A 16,051-nucleotide genomic window follows, 5' to 3' on the forward strand; every position below is an offset into this window, starting at 1 on the left:
CTCTGAAATCCGGAGGTGGGGATATGAAACGGCTTGGATTGCTTTTTGGGGGGACTCTGCTGGTTCTGCTGGGGTTGACACTGCCCGCGGAGGCGGCGCTGCGCACCTTTGCGACCGGATCCGTGATCGTGCCCATGGATCCCTGCTGGCAGCCGAACAGCGACAACGATGTCGATAATACCTACCTCCATGCCAGCTGCGACAGCGTCAAGAACGACCAGGGCATTTTCCAGGCTTACGGCATGGTCTACACCCTGTTGCGCAAGGGGATACCCGTCTACTGGACCATCGCCCAGAAAACCAGCGTTCACGGCGTCGATTTCACCATCAACGGCGGCGCCGGCGCCCCGGTTCTCAAGTATGGCTCGAACACGCCGGTCGATCCCGCGGCCCGCACCGTGGCCGGCGAATCCTTTTCGGCGCATGTCATCGAGTATCGCGGCGGGCCTTTCGTCATTGACAAGAAGGATCTCAATACCGATGCCCTGGCGGTGCTGAACAACTACGCCAACGTAAAGAAACATGTTTCCCAGGTGGATTTCACCGCCCCGGTGGAAAAGACCCTGGCCAGTCTGCCGCCGAAGATCGCGGTACTGGGTCAGGGGGCCACCGACGTGCTGCAGGATTATCTGATCATGTCGGGCCTGGGGTTCCAGACCAACGTGGTTTACGACGTCATCCCGCCGAGCAAGATCATCGACGGCACCCTGGCCAACGAGTACCAGCTTTTCTGGGCACCGCACTGGATCATCGAGGACGAGATCAACAACCAGGCCGAGCGCGAACTGGTGATGCTCAAGCTGCGCGAATTTCTCGAATCGGGGAACTCGGCGTTTCTCGAATGCGCCTCGCTGGAGAGCGTGGAAGGCTCGCCCAAGGGGGGAGTCGACAGCTCCACCCAGAAATACGGCGGTTGGCTGACCAAGAAAGACTATACGATCCCGCGCATCGAGATCAATGCCGGCAGTCAGGATCAGAAGTACATGACCTTTGACGACAGCGTCTCTTTCCTGACTCAGTGCGGCGGCTGGAAATACGACCCCAAGGGGGGGCACGTCCACAATTTTCGCCCGGCGCAACAGGTCCCCTACCTGTACAACAATTCGGTGACCCGACTGGCCCATGACCAGGACGGGGCCCATCCGCCAGGCAACCCCAATATCCCCGGGTTCGACTACTATGTCGGCGGCCGCATCAACGGCAGCGCCACCCAGGGCTACGTCTCCTTCCTGGCCGGCCACAGCTACGGCAAGTGCCAGGGCAACAGCGGCGGCAGCGGCAACGGCACCGTCGATTTCGTGCTGGACGTTCAGTTGAAAAAAGGCATCAACAGCAATGAATATATCGACATCACCCTGAACTACGGCGGCAACCAGGCGCTGACCGCCCGCTATTACCGCAGCGGCACCATCCAGGCCCGCAACGGCGCCACCCTGACCAGCAAACAGGTGCATGACGCCACCCTGGGGATCGAGCTCAAGGACGCGACCTGGAAAAGCAACGACAAGGAAGTTTCCGGGATCCTTATCGTCAACAAGACCACGGGGTCCGTGGCCATCAACAGCGTTACCATTACTTTCCCCAGCAGCGCCGACGAGTTGAAGGGCCTCGATGATGCCAACTCGGCCTCGGGGAAGAAAACCCTCTGCAGCGACGTCAAGAATTCGCCCGCGACCTGCTCGGTGAACTACAACATGCCGGGCACCGCAGGGCTTTCGGAGGAGATCAGTTCCTGCAATCCGGTCTGGGGCAATACCAACACCTGCGGCATGCGCTACGTGCTCAACACGGTGCTGGGGCTGCAGTTCACCCTGGTTTCCAACGAGTTCGTCGAGTCCTCGCCGATCCTCGACGGGCGCATGATGTATGCCGCCTCCTTCGAATTCCCCGGGCACAAGGGGCACCTGCGGGCCATCGATCTTCTGGAAACAGATCCGGCGCTGCGCAACAAATGGGATGCCGCCCAACAGGTGCCGCCCGCGGGGACGGGCGCCATGCCGGCCACCCCGTCGAAGAATAACGCGACCCGCCATCTCTTCACCAACAACGCCAGTTTCGTCAAGGTAGGCTTCGACGCCACCGACACCCAGGCCAATCTCCTGAAGGCGGATCTGGGGAAAACCGACCTCAACGAGGCCAAGGCGCTCATCAACTCGGTGCGCGGACGCTTCGGCGCCTCTGCCGGAAACGTGGGCGGAACCGGGGAAATGTCCCACCGGCTGTGGGGCATCACCACCAGCACCCCCGCGGTGATCGGCGGGTCGGGCATCATCGGGGCCCAGCAAGGCCGAGATCGAATCGTCTATGTGGGCGCCGAGGACGGCATGCTGCACGCCTTTTACGGCGGCTCCTGGGACGGCAGCGCCTACGGAACCGGCACCGGCAGCGAGGTGTGGGCCTACATCCCCTCCAAGATCCTGCCCCACCTGAAGAACCAGCCATTCAACGACCCCAACCAGGCCGCGGTGGTCAACGTGGATGGTTCGCCCGCGGTCGGGGACTTTTTCATCGATCCCGACGGCAACGGTTTAAACGAGTGGCACACCGTGCTGGTGGGGACCGCATCGGTGCAGTCCACCAACCTGGGGATCTTCTTCGCCCTGGACATCACCGATCCCTATGCTCCCAAGGTGCTCTGGGAGAAGACCTTCCCCAACGATAACGTCGGCAACTCCAAGGGGGTGGCCATCGGTTCGGTGCAGATCGGCGACACCACCAGGAGCTATGTTTTCCTGACCTCTACCTACAGCGCGAAGAAGCCCAACAGCAGCGGCAGCTACGGCATCAACGCCCTGGCCCTCGACCTGGTGTCCGGCAACAAGGTGTGGCAGTTCAGCGCTCCCTACAGCGGAACGGTGAGCAACGTCAACGAGGTTCCGGCCCTGCCCGCACTGATGGGCCTCGACCAGCAGGGGACGGTGACCAAGCTGGTCTTCGGCGACATGGCGGGCCAGGTCTGGGCGCTCGACCCGAAAACCGGCCAGTCGATCCACCGCTCGAACAACCAGGACCTGCCGGTCTATACCGTCCCCGGGGGCGCCCCCATCGGCGGCGGCGTGGCGGTCTTCCAGGACAAGGTGGTGTTCGGCACCGGCGGCGCCAACTTCGCCTCGGACAACGCCACCTACGGGGTGTACGCCATCAACGTCGGAGATTCCGGCAGCGCCTCGCTGCTGTGGAAGCTCGACCTGAACCAGGGCGAAAAGGTCTGGTCGCCGCCGACCATCGACAGCCAGGGGAATATCTTCCTGAGCACCGCCAAGGGGTTCAACAAATCCCTCAACCCCGATTCCCAGGGGACCACCAGCGGCCGCCTGCTGATCCTCGACATGAATAACAGCGGCTCGGTAAAGCGCTCTGTCGACATCGAGGGGGCGGGACTCGGCAACGTCGAGGTCGGCGATGGGGTGGCCGTGGCCATCTCCTTCGACGGCAAGGTGACCCAGATCGGTTCACCCCAGTCTGGCGGCGGTGGCGGCGGTGAAAAAGCGCCTGTCAGAGTCTTCTCCTGGAGGCTGCGTTGATCAGACCCCTGGGGCCGGCTCGGGGGTTCACCCTGATCGAAATGATCGTGACCATCGCGGTGGCGGGGATTCTCCTCGCCACCGCGGGGTTGACCCTGCTGCCGCTGGTCCGCTCCTGGCAGGTGCGCACCGCCGCCAACCAGGTTTACGACGACCTGGGCAGGGCCCAGAGCCTGGCCATGCGCACCGGCGAATACACCCTGGCCGGCGGCCAGTTCCAGCAGAACCGGGTGTTCGTGGCCTTTAACGGCGCAGCCAACTCCTACGCCGCCTTCACCTGCACCGACGCCAACAACAACGGCAATTTCAATGACGCCGGCGAATGCACCCAGGCCTTTTCCGGAACGCTCCCCTCCAACGTGGCCTTCGGAGTGGGAAGCGGGGTTAACAAGACGGCTTGTAATAACGCCGGCGCTGCCCCTGCCCAGAACATCACCTACGCCCCCATCGCCGGAGCACCCTGCAACGGCAGCCCGTGCCTCCGCATGAACAAGCTCGGTTTCAGCGAAGCCGGCGGCGGCCAGATCTACCTCACCAGAAGCGGCAAAAGCTATGCGGTCAGCGGCACCCGGCCGGGTAATTTTTCGGTGTGCAGCTGGAACGGCAGCTCCTGGCAGTAACGGCCCGTCAAAACTCACCTCCAGCCGACCCCTCCCTCCCAAGTACCCTTCTCCTTTCCCCCCCACATCAAACACAGCAACCCCGACCTGGTTCGGTGCTGTGTATTGTTCCCCGGTGCGCCATGGGTGTGCAAAGAATGCGTAAAAATCGAAACCAGGAAAATTTTTAATAATCTTATTGGCCTGTTAGGCGTTTATTCTCCGGCACCGTTTTTGCTGTATACCTAAACAGGGAATGCATGCGGCCGCCCTTGCGGCCGGGAGGAGGGGGAATGCCAAGCCCAGCATGGCCAGTTGAATCAACCCGCACCCGACCGCGGGGCCTTTCAGGGTTTACTCTAATCGAGCTGATTGTCGCCATGAGTGTCGCCGGCATTCTACTCGCGGTGGCTGTCCCGAGTTTCAAGGAAGTGATCAGCAGCAACCGCGAGACCGCCGAGGTCAACACTCTGGTTTCAGCGCTGAACCTGGCCCGGAGCGAGGCGGTCAAACGCGGGACCCCCGTCACCCTCTGCCAGAGCTCAGACGGAGCCGGCTGCACCGCGGATGGCGGCTATGAAAATGGCTGGCTGGTTTTTGCCGACCCGGACGGTGACGGCAGTGTCGATGGCGGCGAGGTCATCCTGAGAGTTTCTCCCCCTCTGCAGGGGAACCTGACGCTGCGCGCGGAGGCCAATTTTGCCGAATTTGTCTCCTTTTTGGCCCTGGGCACCAGTCGCGGCAACGGCGGGGCCGGCAACGGTAACTTCAGGCTCTGTGACTCCCGCGGGGCCGCCAAGGCCTTTACCGTCAATATCAGCAACACCGGACGGATCAGTTCGTCCAGAGGAGCTGCATTATGTCCGTGAATTGTCACCCGGATTCGGGCAAATGGCCGGGGCTCGGCGGCGAGGGGGGATTTTCCCTGGTCGAGGCCATGGTCGCCATGGTGGTGCTCTCCATCGGCCTGCTCGGGGTGGCCGGGCTGCAGGCGCGCGCCCTTTCCGACGGAACCGGAGCCGCCATGCGGTCGCAGGCCGCCCTGTATGCCTACGACATCGCCGAGCGGATGCGGGCCAACCGCGGCGATGCGCTGAATGCCTCGGCGCCCTACCAGGTCGCCCCGGGGGAGGTCCCGGCCATCTCGCTGCCAGCCCTGGTCTATAACGACCTCACGGACTGGCTGGCCGAGGTGGGGGATCTGCCATCGGGTCAGGGCGGGGTCGAACTGGCCACTCTGGGCACCGGACGGGTGAAGGCGACCATCACCGTGCGGTGGCTGGAGAAGGGGGCTCTTGAGCAGATCCAGGTGGAGACGCTGCTATGAAACGGCGATTTTCCGCAATGGCAAAACGACATCTGCGCAGCCAGGCCGGGCTGGGACTGGTCGAGTTGTTGGTAGCGGCGGCTATTGGTTTGATCCTGCTCGGCGGGCTCTACCAGGTCTTTATCAGCTCTTCCAATGCCTACCGGCACGACGAGCAACTTTCCAGGCTGCAGGAGAACGGGCGTTTCGCCCTCGAGGCGTTGACCCGCGAAATCCGCATGGCGGGCTACCGGGGCTGTTTCGCCAGCGGGGAGCTGGTCAACACCCTCAACGACACCGGCTTCAGCTACGCCTTCAACACGGCGGTGCAGGGTTTCGAGGCCAGCGGGCCGGGGACCTGGACGCCGGCGCTGCACGCCTCGATAACCGGCGCCCTGGGGGGGAGCGACGTGCTGACCCTGCGTTCGACGGCCTCGGGGGCCGCGCCACTGACCACCCAGATGCCGCCCCCCTCGGCCGACCTCAAGGTGCCCGACGGCACCAGCAGCCTGGTCGATGGGGGGATCGTCATGATCAGCAATTGTTCGGGGGGAGCGATTTTCCAGATCACCAACTACAACCCCTCCAACGGCAACATTGTGCACAACACCGGTAGCTCCGAGGTGCCGGGCAACGCCACCAAGGACCTCGGCCAGGCCTATGGGCCGGGGGCCGAGGTTGTGCCGGTGACAACTACCAGCTATTACGTGGCGGCAAATGCCGAGGGGCTGCCCTGCCTTTATCGCAAAGGGGCGACCGCCGCTGCCGCCGAAGAACTGGTCGAGGGGGTGGATAACCTGCAGGTGCGCTACGGCGAGGATACCGACGGCGACCGCTCCGTCGACCAGTACGTGACGGCCAACGCGGTGAGCGACTGGGCTGGGGTGCTGGCGGTGAGGGTGGGGCTGCTGCTGCGCAGCGTCGATCCTTTGCCGAAAAAGGACCCGGACACCCGCACCTACACCTTCAATGGAACCACCATCGACCCCCCGGACGAGCGGGTGCTGCGCCAGGTATACGTGACCACCGTGGGGCTGCGCAACCGGCTGCCGTAGGGAAGGGGAGGGAAATATGCCGGATATTGCCAGGAAAATTGTCGGGGACCAACGGGGCGCGGTGCTGGTGACCGGCCTGGTGCTGATGCTGGTGCTCACCCTGCTGGGGCTCGCCGCCATGCAGTCGACCACCCTGCAGGAGAAAATGGCCGGCAACCTGAGCAACCGCAACGTCGCTTTCCAGGCCGCCGAGGCGGCCCTGCGCGAAGGGGAGACCTTCCTTGGCGGGGCCACTCTTCCGGCCTTCGACGGCAACGGGGGGCTCTACCAGCCGGCCGTGAACGTTTTCGGGTTGGGCTGGGACGCGGCCGATTCGCGTCCCTATTCCGGGGTGCTCGGCGGGGTGGCTGCCCAGCCGCGCTACATCGTCGAGGAGCTCGGGCCGCTGGAGTCTTCCTCCATGTCCCTGACCGCCGGTACCGCGGTGAGCGAGGATACCCTGTACCGGGTCACAGCCCGGGGCGTGGGGGGCGCCGGGGCGGCGGAGGTCATCCTGCAGAGCACTTACCTGCGTTGAATCAGCTTCACGAGAGGCCGGGAGGGACCGGGCCGGAGGGGATCATGTCTGGGATGCACTTTGGCAAAAGGATCGGAGGGCGGGCAGCCTGGGTTCTGGCGCTGCTGCTGGGATTGACGGCCTATCCTGCGCTGGTGGGTGCGGGCTGTCTGATCAGCTCGTCGGGCACCTACATCGAGGCCGAGGACTACAACACCCTGGGCGACAACTTCCAGGTCAAATCCAGCGGCTCCCGCGACCAGGAGTATGCGGGCAACAACAGCGCCGCCTACCTGCAGGCCACCAGCAACAACGACACCAGCCATCCGCCGAGCGGTACGCCGGTCAGCTTCAATCTCAACTTCCCGGAAAGCGGAACCTGGTACCTCTGGATCCGGGGCTGGGACGACGGCAACAGCGGCCGCAATTCCATCTGGTACGGCTTGAACGGCTCCGCCGCCGGCAACGCCACCACGCCGGCCAGCGGTGACCGGTGGTACTGGGTCAACGAGCGGATGGATTACGGTTCCAACCCGATCCGTCTGAATATCCCCTCGGCGGGCAACCACACGGTGAACTTTTGGACGCGGGAGAAGCACTTCAAGTTCGACGGCTTCTACCTGACCCGCACCTCCGGCAGCATCCCCTCCGGCAATATCCCGGCCGGGGCCCTGGTCATCGACCCGGCCGCCGCCGACTGCGGCAGCGGCGCCCTCGACGCCGACGGCGACGGCTACCCCGCCTCGAACGACTGCAACGACGGCAACGACCAGATCCACCCGGGCGCCTCGGAGGTCTGCGACGGCGCCGACAACAACTGCAACGGCACGGTGGACGAGGGGTGCGCGCCGGATGCCGACGGCGACGGCTACAGCGCCGCCGTCGACTGCAACGACGGTAACCCCTTCATCTTCCCCGGCGCCCCGGAGAACTGCGGCGATGGCATCGACCAGGACTGCAGCGGCGCCGACCTGCCCTGCCCGGAGACCTGCACGGACGCCGACGGCGACGGCTATTACCTCGACGCCGGCGGCTGCCTGGCCATCCCCTTCGACTGCGACGACGGCGACGCGGCGGTCAACCCGGGGGCCGCCGAGGTCTGCGAGAACGCGGTGGACGAGAACTGCAACGGGCTGCTCAGCGAGGGGTGCGCGGCCGGGAGCGTGGGTGGCGCTGTCTCTCAGGTGCCCCTGTTTCTGTCCCAAAACGCCCCGCCGCTCAACCTGCTGGTGCTGGGGCGCGACCACAAGCTCTATTACGAGGCCTACAACGACGCCTCGGACCTCAACGGCGACGGCACCCTGGATGCCGGCTACAAGCCCGCTTCCATCGACTACTTCGGCTATTTCGATAGTCACAAGTGCTACAGCTACGACAGCGCGGGCGGCCGCTTCGTCCCCGCCGCGACCACCGCCGACAAGACCTGCGACGACCAGTGGAGCGGTGACTTTCTCAATTACCTGACCACCTCGCGCATGGACGCGCTGCGCAAGGTGCTCTACGGCGGGCGCCGGGTCAGCGACACCTCGAACCTCACCGTGCTCGAGCGCTCCCACATCCCCCAGGACGCCCACAGCTGGGGCAAGGAGTACACCGGCATCGCCAAGGACGGCTACGACCTCCGCGACTACGCGCCGGCCTCCATCGGCCTGCCCGAGCCGGGCTATCGCCACCTGTTCGCCAACACCACCCTGGGGGCCGCAAGCGCCTCCGCCGCACCGGGGCCGCCCCTGCTGCGGGTGCTCAACGACAGCAAGTACCGGGTCTGGGAGTGGCTCTCCATCGAGCGGCCGGTGGCCGGCAGCAAGTGCCTGCACGGCAGCAGCGGCCCCGATTGCGCCACCGCCGGCGGGGTGCAGTGGGAAATCGTCCCCTCGAGCGCCTTTAAAAACCTGACCCGCACCACCTACGGGTTCGCCGACCTGCCCGCCACCGGGCATCCCGGCGACCACGCCGCCTACGACACCCTGGTGGCCAACCTGGCCACGCCCGCCCGCCGCAACGGCAGCGGCTCGGTGAGCCGGATCGACGGCAGCGGCAACCCCTTCGGCAGCAACGATTATTATCTTTCGATCTTCACCGGCAAACTGGAGGTCCCGGCCGCCGGCTCCTACACCTTCGCCGTGGACGGGGACGACGCGGTGGAGCTGATCATCGACGGCACGCTGGTGGCGAGCTGGTACGGCGGCCACGGCAACTGCAGCTGCCAGAGCTATTCCGGGAGCATTTTCCTGACCGCCGGGGAGCACGACCTGGTCTTTCGCCACGAGGAAATCACCGGCGGGGACAACTACGCCCTTTACTGGCAGCGCAGCGTTCCGGCCTCGAGCATCAGCGACTACACGGTGCGGGTCGAGGTCTGCAAGGCGGGGCTGCCGGAGGAGAACTGCAAGACCTACCCGGCGGGAAGCTCCAAGCCCACCGGCCTGCTGCAGGAATACGGCGAGGAAGACCTGATGATGTTCGGCCTGCTCACCGGCTCCTATGCCAAGAACACCTCGGGCGGGGTACTGCGCAAGAAGGTCTCCTCTATTACCGACGAGATCGACCTCGAAACCGGCCAGTTCACCTCCACCGTGGGGATCGTCAAGACCATCGACCGGCTGCGCACCGTCGGTTTCTCCACGGGCTATGCCTACGAGGACAACTGCAGCTGGATCACCAACGGCCCGCTGACCGAGGGGAAATGCCGGATGTGGGGCAACCCGGTGGCCGAGATGATGTACGAGGGGCTGCGCTATTTCGCCGGCAAGGGCTCGGCGACCTCCGCCTTCAGCATTGCCGCCAGCGGCAACGACGACGCCTCGCTGGGGCTGCCGCTGGCCAGTTGGGACGATCCCTACGGCGCGGGGGGCCACGACTACTGCGCCAAGCCGTTCCAGCTGGTGATCAGCGACATCAACCCCAGCTACGACACCGACCAGGTGCCCGGCACCGGTTTCGGCAGCTTCAGCGGCGACGTGACCGGCCTGAACGTCTCCACCCTGGGGGATGACCTCTGGGATCACGAATACGGAGATAACCAGGACATCTTCATCGGCCAGTCGGGGTCGACAACGGACGGCGCGCCGACCGTCAAAGAGGCGGAGAGCTTCCGCAACATCCGCGGCCTGGCCCCGGAAGAGCCGACCAAGCTGGGCGGCTTCTACGGTGGAAGCATCGCCCAGTTCGGCCAGACCCACGATCTGAACGGCAACGCTCCCGAATCCCAGAACATGGGGACCTTCGCCGTGGCGCTGGCTTCGCCGCTGCCGCAGATCCGTATCCCGGTGGCCGGCCAGGAGATCACCCTGGTCCCCTTCGCCAAATCCGTCGGCGGCAACGGCATCAGCGCCGTGGCGGGGAGCTTTCAGCCGACCAACACCATCGTCGATTTCTATGTCGAGTCGCTGACCCCGAGCTATGGCAAGTTCCGCATCAACTTCGAGGACGTCGAGCAGGGGGCCGACCACGACATGGACGCCATCGTCGAGTACGTCTACACGGTGAACGCGGACGACACCGTCACCGTGACCCTGGACTCCACCTACGCCGCCGGCGGCATCATCCAGCACATGGGCTACGTTGTCTCGGGGACCACCGCCGACGGCACCTACCTCGAGGTGCGCGATCAGGATACCGCCACCGGCAGCGATCCCGATTATTTCCTCGATACTCCGCCGGGGCAGCGGCCGGGCCAGCTCTGGTCCGACGGGCAGGCGCTGCCGCTGACCGCGACCCGAACCTTCACCCCCAGCAACGGCTCGGGGGCCGGGTTTCTCAAGGATCCGCTCTGGTACGCCGCCAAGTACGGCCAGTTCGAGGACAAGAACGGCAACGATCTGCCCGACGCTGGCGAGTGGGACCAGGACGCCGACGGCAAGCCGGACAACTATTTTCTGGTCACCAACGCCCTGACCCTGAGCGAGCAGTTGGCCAGCGCCTTCAACCAGATCCTCGGCACCACCTCCTCGGCAGCGGCGATCGCCACCAACTCTACCCGCCTCGATACCGACACCCGCGTCTACCAGGCGCGTTTCGACAGCAACGACTGGTCGGGGCAGATGCTGGCCTACGGGGTCAATGCCGACGGTAGCGTCGGTGACCCCGAGTGGGACGCCTCAGAGCTGCTGCCGCAACCGGCCAGCCGCAGGATCTTCACCTACAAACCCTCGACCGGCGCGGGGACGGAGTTTCTCTGGGACAATCTCGATGCCGGACAGAAAGGCTATCTCAACACCGGCGCCGGAGGCGTGGTCGACAACCTGGGGAGCGGACGGCTGGGTTTCCTGCGCGGGATTCGCAACAACGAGCTGCAATACGGCGGCGCCTTCCGGGATCGCAGCCGGGTGCTGGGGGACATTGTCAACTCGGACCCCTGGTTTACCGGGACCCAGAATTACGGCTACGCCGATTTGCCCGACCCCGAGGGGCCGGCTTACCTGAGCTTCCGGGCCGATACCGCCTATCTGGAGCGGGTCCGCCTGGTCTACACCGGGGGCAACGACGGCATGCTGCATGCCTTCGACGCCATCGACGGCGACGAGGAGTTCGCCTATGTGCCCAACGCGGTGTATCCGCACCTGAGCAAGCTGACCGACCCCAATTACCAGCACCGTTTCTTCGTCGACGGTTCGCCGCGGGCCACCGATGCCTACCTCGACGTCAACGGCGATTCGGTGAAGGAGTGGCGCACCATCCTGGTCGGCACTCTCGGCGCCGGCGGGGCGGGGGTGTTCGCCCTCGATGTCACCGACCCGGCCAACTTCGGGGCCGACGACGTGCTCTGGGAGATCAATGCTTCCACCGCGGGGTTCGCCGATCTTGGGGTCGTCCTCGGCCAGGCCTACATCGTGCGCATGGCCAACGGAACCTGGGCCGCGGTGTTCGGCAATGGTTTCGGCAGCGCCTCGGGCAAGGCGCTCCTGTACATCGTCGACCTGGCCACCGGTTCGCTGATCCGGGCCATCGATACCGGGGTCGGTTCCGTGGCCCTGGCCAATGGGCTGGGGGGGGCGACCCCGGTCGACTATCCGGTCAACCGCATCGTCGACGCCGTGTACGCAGGGGATCTGCAGGGCAACCTCTGGAAGTTCGACGTCTCCCATTCCAACTCCGCCCAGTGGGCCGTGGCCTTCAAGCAGGGGACCACTCCCAAACCGTTATTTACCGCCCGGGGGCCCTCGGGCAACATCCAGCCGATTACCGCGCGGCCGGAAATCGGCCGGGGGCCCTCGGGGGCCGACGGCATCATGGTCTATTTTGGCACCGGTCAGTACTACGCCGTGGGGGACAACGTGGTCTCCGGGACACCGCCGTTGCAGAGTTTCTACGGCATCCTCGACAGCCTCGATAACTCAGCGCGGATCACCGCCACCGACCGCAGCGGGCTGCAGGCGCAGCAGATCCTGGTGGAGACCAGCGGTTTCGGCTACGAGGTGCGCGTGGTTTCGAAAAATCCCGTGGACTGGGCATCTGGCAAGAAAGGCTGGTACATGGACCTGGTCTCCCCGGCCCTCGGCGCCCAGGGCGAGAGGGTGGTCGACCCGCCGCTGCTGGTCGGGGAGAACCTGGTCTTCACCACCCTGATCCCCTCGGGCAACACCTGCGATTTCGGCGGGGACGGCTGGCTGATGGAGATCGAGCCGCACACCGGGGCGCGCACCGACGGCAGCGTCTTCGATTTGAACAAGGACGGCAAGTTCGACAGCAGCGAGTACGTCACGGTGACTATCGACTCGCAGGTGGTCACGGTGCCGGTCAACGGCAAGAAATCCAAGGAGGGGATCATCACCACCCCCGGGGTCATCAACGCCGGCAACGTCGACTACAAGCTGACCAGTACCTCCTCGGGGACCATCGAGACCACCGTGGAGAAGGCCACCGGGCAGCGGCGAGGGCGCGGATCCTGGCGGCAGTTGCGCTAAAGCGATTAAACCTTGGCAGGAAGCGGAGTTCTTCATGCGTCCCAATCTGCAAAACGGCTTCACCCTGATCGAACTGGTGGTGGCGGTGGCCATCATCGGCATCCTGGCGGCCATCGCTATTCCGGCCTACTCCAACCACGTGCGCCAGTCGCACCGGGCCAGCGCCAAGGCGGCTCTGGCCGAGGCGGCCCAGACTATGGAGCGGTTTTTTACCCGCAACAACACCTATGCCGGCGCAGCGGTCAATCCAAGTTCCACCGCAGGCGCCTCCTACCTTCTTGACTTCGTGGGCACCCCGGACGCGGCATCCTTTACCATCCGGGCCGTCCCTCAGGGAGCCCAGGCGGGCGACCGCTGCGGCAGCCTGACCATCGACCAGGCAGGGAGCAAGGGAGCGGCCGAAGCCAACTGCTGGTAGCCGGGCCGCGGTTTTTCCTTGGCATTGCCCTGACCCCATTCTCTCCTCCCCCCCTGAGCCCCGGCCCAGCCTCCCGGCGGGCCGGGTCCCTTTTTCCCTTGCAACCCTTCGCTCGATTTTCGTATAGTGATGACCGCAATTTACCTTCGCTGAGACCGTTTTTTTCCTGACGAAACCTGACCGGTTCCGCAGCCATGAAAAGCGGACGGCCGGCCCCCTGACGGGGAAATTTGGGAGTAATTCTGCAATGGCGAAAATCGCTCCGTTTCGCGGGTTGCGCTACAACGTGGCACAGATCGGCGACCCGGCCAAGGTTGTAGCCCCCCCCTACGACGTCATCTCCCCCGCACTTCAGCAGGAACTCTACCGCCGGCATCCAGCAAATATCGTGCGGCTGATCCTGGGGAAGATCAACGAAACCGACAGTGAAACGGACAACCGCTATACGCGCTCGGCAGCCGACTTCGCCAAGTGGCAACAGGAGCAGATTCTCACCCGGGACGCCGAACCCTCCATCTATCTCTACGACCAGGAATACCCCATCGAGGGGGGCGAAGTGGTGGTGCGCAAAGGGTTCGTCGCCCTGACCCGACTCGAGGATTTCAGCTCCGGGGTGGTCAAGCCCCACGAGAAGACCCTCTCCGGGCCCAAGACCGACCGCTTCAACCTGACCAAGGCCTGCGGGGCCAATTTCAGCCCGATTTTTTCCCTCTATTCGGACCCCTGCTGTGTGCTGGAATCGGTAACCAGGAAGCTCAGGGATAAATCCCCCGACATGGAGGTCGCCGACGATGACGGGGTCCGTCACCGGCTGTGGCAGGTGAGCGACCCGATGGTCATCGAAAAAGCCCAGGATCTGCTCGACAACAAGCCCCTGTTCATTGCCGACGGCCATCACCGTTACGAAACCGCCTTGAACTACCGCAATTTCATGCGGGAGAAGCACCCCGGCTATTCGGGCAAGGAACTGTTCAACTACGTGCTTATGTACTTCGCCAATATGGAAGACCGGGGGATGCAGATCTTCCCCACCCATCGGTTGGTCTACAATGTCGAAGCCCTCAATCCCGATTCTCTGCGCGACGCGCTGGGGGAATTCTTCGAGGTCGAAACCCGCAATATCGACTCCGCTGACCAAGCGGCCCGCCAGGAGGTTCGGCAGGAGCTTCGCGAGAAGGGCAAGGAGCGTCACTGCCTGGCCATGTATTGCGGCAAAGGGGATGTCATCTACCTGACGCTGCGCGAAAATGCCGTCATGGATCGCTTTTTCAGCGACAAGTCGCCCAAGGTGCTGCGGACCCTGGATGTCTCCATTTTGCATCGACTGATCCTGGAAACCCTGCTGAATATCAGCCCTGAAGCCCAGGAAAAGCAAACCAACCTCAAGTACGTCAAGAATTTCGACGAGCCCTTCGAGCTGGTGGACTGCGGAGAATTCCAACTGGCCTTCCTGATGAATCCGACGCGCATGAACGAAGTGCGCGATGTGGCCAATGCCGGCGAGAAGATGCCCCAGAAGTCGACCTATTTCTATCCCAAGCTGCTCAGCGGACTGGTGATCAACAAGATCGTCGAAGGCGAGAAGGTCGAAGATTGAAACTCGTGAGGCGTGAGGCGTGAGGCGCAAACCCGTCCCCAGCCCCTAGCCCCTTTTTTTCCCCCAGGAGGAACAACCGTGGAAATCCTCGGTATCGATATCGGGTTCGGATTCACCAAGGCCACCAACGGCAGGGATTCTCTGATTTTCAAATCGGTGCTCGGCGAGGCGACCGATATCCAGTTTCGTGAGGCGATCCTCTCGGAGGGGAAAGAGGAGGATCACCTGCAACTGGAGGTGGATGGAAAGTCCTTTTTCCTCGGCGAACTGGCCGAACGCCAGAGCAACGTCCGGTTTTTCACCCTGGATCAGACCCAGTTCATCAGCAAATTCGCCAAGTACCTGGCCCTGGCCGCGGCTGCGCGGTTGGTCGGCGGGTTCATCCCAGTCAACATGGTCACCGGCCTGCCCATCGGCCATTACCGCCAGCACAAGGATGAGCTCGCGCGGATCCTGCAGGGAGAGCATAAGGTGACGGTGGTCGACGCCGAGGGCAAGACCCAGGAGAAGACCATCAGCGTCAACAAGGTGCGGGTTATCCCCCAGCCCTTCGGCTCCATGTTCAACATGATGCTCAATGACCTCGGTGAACTCGGCGACAAGCGCCTGGTCAAGGAGAAGATCGGCATCATCGATGTCGGGTTCCGCACCTCGGACTATACCATCTCGGACAAGATGCGCTATTCTGAACGGGGCAGTCGCACCACGGATTCGGGGATCGCCCGGGCGTTCAACGTGATCGCCTCCAAGCTGAGGGAGAAAAGCGGGGTCAACGTCGAACTGTACCGTCTTTACGAGGCCGTGGAACGGGGTTCCATCAAGATCCGCGGCAAGGAGCACGAGCTGAAAAGCCTGACCGAACAGGTCTTCGGGCAGTTGGCGACCACAGTGGCCAACGAAGTCGACCGCCTCTGGGCCGATGACTGGGATATGGACACCATGGTCGTCACCGGCGGCGGCGGTGCCGTGCTCGAGCCGTTCCTCAAGCCGCTGCTCAAGGGGAATGTGCTCGCCCTCGATCCCTCCCAGGATGCCCGGCTCAACAACGTGCGAGGCTATTGGCGGTTCGGCAAGCATATCTGGGCCCGCGGCGTGGTTCCGTCGCCGGCCGGCCCTGCCGAAAAATAAGCACATCGTCGCAGCTTCGCCC

General features: G+C 64.0%; 10 protein-coding genes. All 10 read left to right on the forward strand.

All coding sequences use genetic code 11. From position 1 onward, the window contains the following. The first annotated feature begins 23 nt into the window (after positions 1-23). The 10 genes from DESUT3_RS08750 to DESUT3_RS08795 all read left to right on the forward strand — a co-directional run bounded on the left by DESUT3_RS08750 (position 24) and on the right by DESUT3_RS08795 (position 16,029). Complete coding sequence (locus DESUT3_RS08750; RefSeq protein WP_221252100.1) at positions 24-3,524, forward strand: PilC/PilY family type IV pilus protein; 3,501 nt, start codon at positions 24-26, stop codon at positions 3,522-3,524. Beyond that, complete coding sequence (locus tag DESUT3_RS08755; protein ID WP_221252101.1) at positions 3,521-4,144, forward strand: pilus assembly FimT family protein; 624 nt, start codon at positions 3,521-3,523, stop codon at positions 4,142-4,144. Before DESUT3_RS08750 ends, DESUT3_RS08755 begins: the two co-directional genes overlap by 4 nt. 272 nt (positions 4,145-4,416) lie before the next feature. Beyond that, entirely contained in the window at positions 4,417-4,992 is a 576-nt protein-coding gene (locus DESUT3_RS08760) for a GspH/FimT family pseudopilin (protein ID WP_221252102.1), read from the forward strand. After that, positions 4,983-5,450 (forward strand): type IV pilus modification protein PilV, encoded by a 468-nt coding sequence (gene pilV / locus DESUT3_RS08765; protein WP_221252103.1) that lies wholly within the window; start codon positions 4,983-4,985, stop codon positions 5,448-5,450. The genes DESUT3_RS08760 and pilV overlap by 10 nt, the downstream gene beginning before the upstream one ends. A gap of 17 nt (positions 5,451-5,467) precedes the next feature. Further along, positions 5,468-6,484 carry a PilW family protein gene (locus DESUT3_RS08770; protein WP_221252104.1) on the forward strand — a complete coding sequence of 339 codons (1,017 nt, stop codon included), beginning with the start codon at positions 5,468-5,470 and terminating at the stop codon, positions 6,482-6,484. A gap of 16 nt (positions 6,485-6,500) precedes the next feature. Continuing rightward, positions 6,501-7,001 (forward strand): pilus assembly PilX family protein, encoded by a 501-nt coding sequence (locus tag DESUT3_RS08775; protein ID WP_221252105.1) that lies wholly within the window; start codon positions 6,501-6,503, stop codon positions 6,999-7,001. A gap of 44 nt (positions 7,002-7,045) precedes the next feature. Next, on the forward strand, positions 7,046-12,886 hold the full coding sequence (locus DESUT3_RS08780; RefSeq protein ID WP_221252106.1) for a PilC/PilY family type IV pilus protein: 5,841 nt from the start codon (positions 7,046-7,048) through the stop codon (positions 12,884-12,886). A 34-nt stretch (positions 12,887-12,920) separates the two neighbouring features. Then, the gene (locus DESUT3_RS08785; protein ID WP_221252107.1) at positions 12,921-13,304 is read left to right on the forward strand and encodes a type IV pilin protein; all 384 of its coding nucleotides are present in this window, start codon (positions 12,921-12,923) and stop codon (positions 13,302-13,304) included. Between the two features lie 247 nt (positions 13,305-13,551). Then, on the forward strand, positions 13,552-14,901 hold the full coding sequence (locus tag DESUT3_RS08790; protein WP_221252108.1) for a DUF1015 domain-containing protein: 1,350 nt from the start codon (positions 13,552-13,554) through the stop codon (positions 14,899-14,901). 78 nt (positions 14,902-14,979) lie between these two features. Then, positions 14,980-16,029, forward strand: coding sequence for a ParM/StbA family protein (locus DESUT3_RS08795; protein WP_221252109.1), 1,050 nt, complete (start codon positions 14,980-14,982; stop codon positions 16,027-16,029). Positions 16,030-16,051 lie beyond the last annotated feature (22 nt).

This window comes from Desulfuromonas versatilis (assembly GCF_019704135.1).
Lineage (GTDB): Bacteria > Desulfobacterota > Desulfuromonadia > Desulfuromonadales > NIT-T3 > Desulfuromonas_A > Desulfuromonas_A versatilis.

Coding starts and splice junctions, on each gene's coding strand:
- DESUT3_RS08750 (WP_221252100.1), top strand. CDS start 24: ATGAAACGGCTTGGATTGCTTTTTGGGGGGACTCTGCTGGTTCTGCTG.
- DESUT3_RS08760 (WP_221252102.1), top strand. CDS start 4,417: ATGCCAAGCCCAGCATGGCCAGTTGAATCAACCCGCACCCGACCGCGG.
- pilV (WP_221252103.1), top strand. CDS start 4,983: ATGTCCGTGAATTGTCACCCGGATTCGGGCAAATGGCCGGGGCTCGGC.
- DESUT3_RS08770 (WP_221252104.1), top strand. CDS start 5,468: ATGGCAAAACGACATCTGCGCAGCCAGGCCGGGCTGGGACTGGTCGAG.
- DESUT3_RS08775 (WP_221252105.1), top strand. CDS start 6,501: ATGCCGGATATTGCCAGGAAAATTGTCGGGGACCAACGGGGCGCGGTG.
- DESUT3_RS08780 (WP_221252106.1), top strand. CDS start 7,046: ATGTCTGGGATGCACTTTGGCAAAAGGATCGGAGGGCGGGCAGCCTGG.
- DESUT3_RS08785 (WP_221252107.1), top strand. CDS start 12,921: ATGCGTCCCAATCTGCAAAACGGCTTCACCCTGATCGAACTGGTGGTG.
- DESUT3_RS08790 (WP_221252108.1), top strand. CDS start 13,552: ATGGCGAAAATCGCTCCGTTTCGCGGGTTGCGCTACAACGTGGCACAG.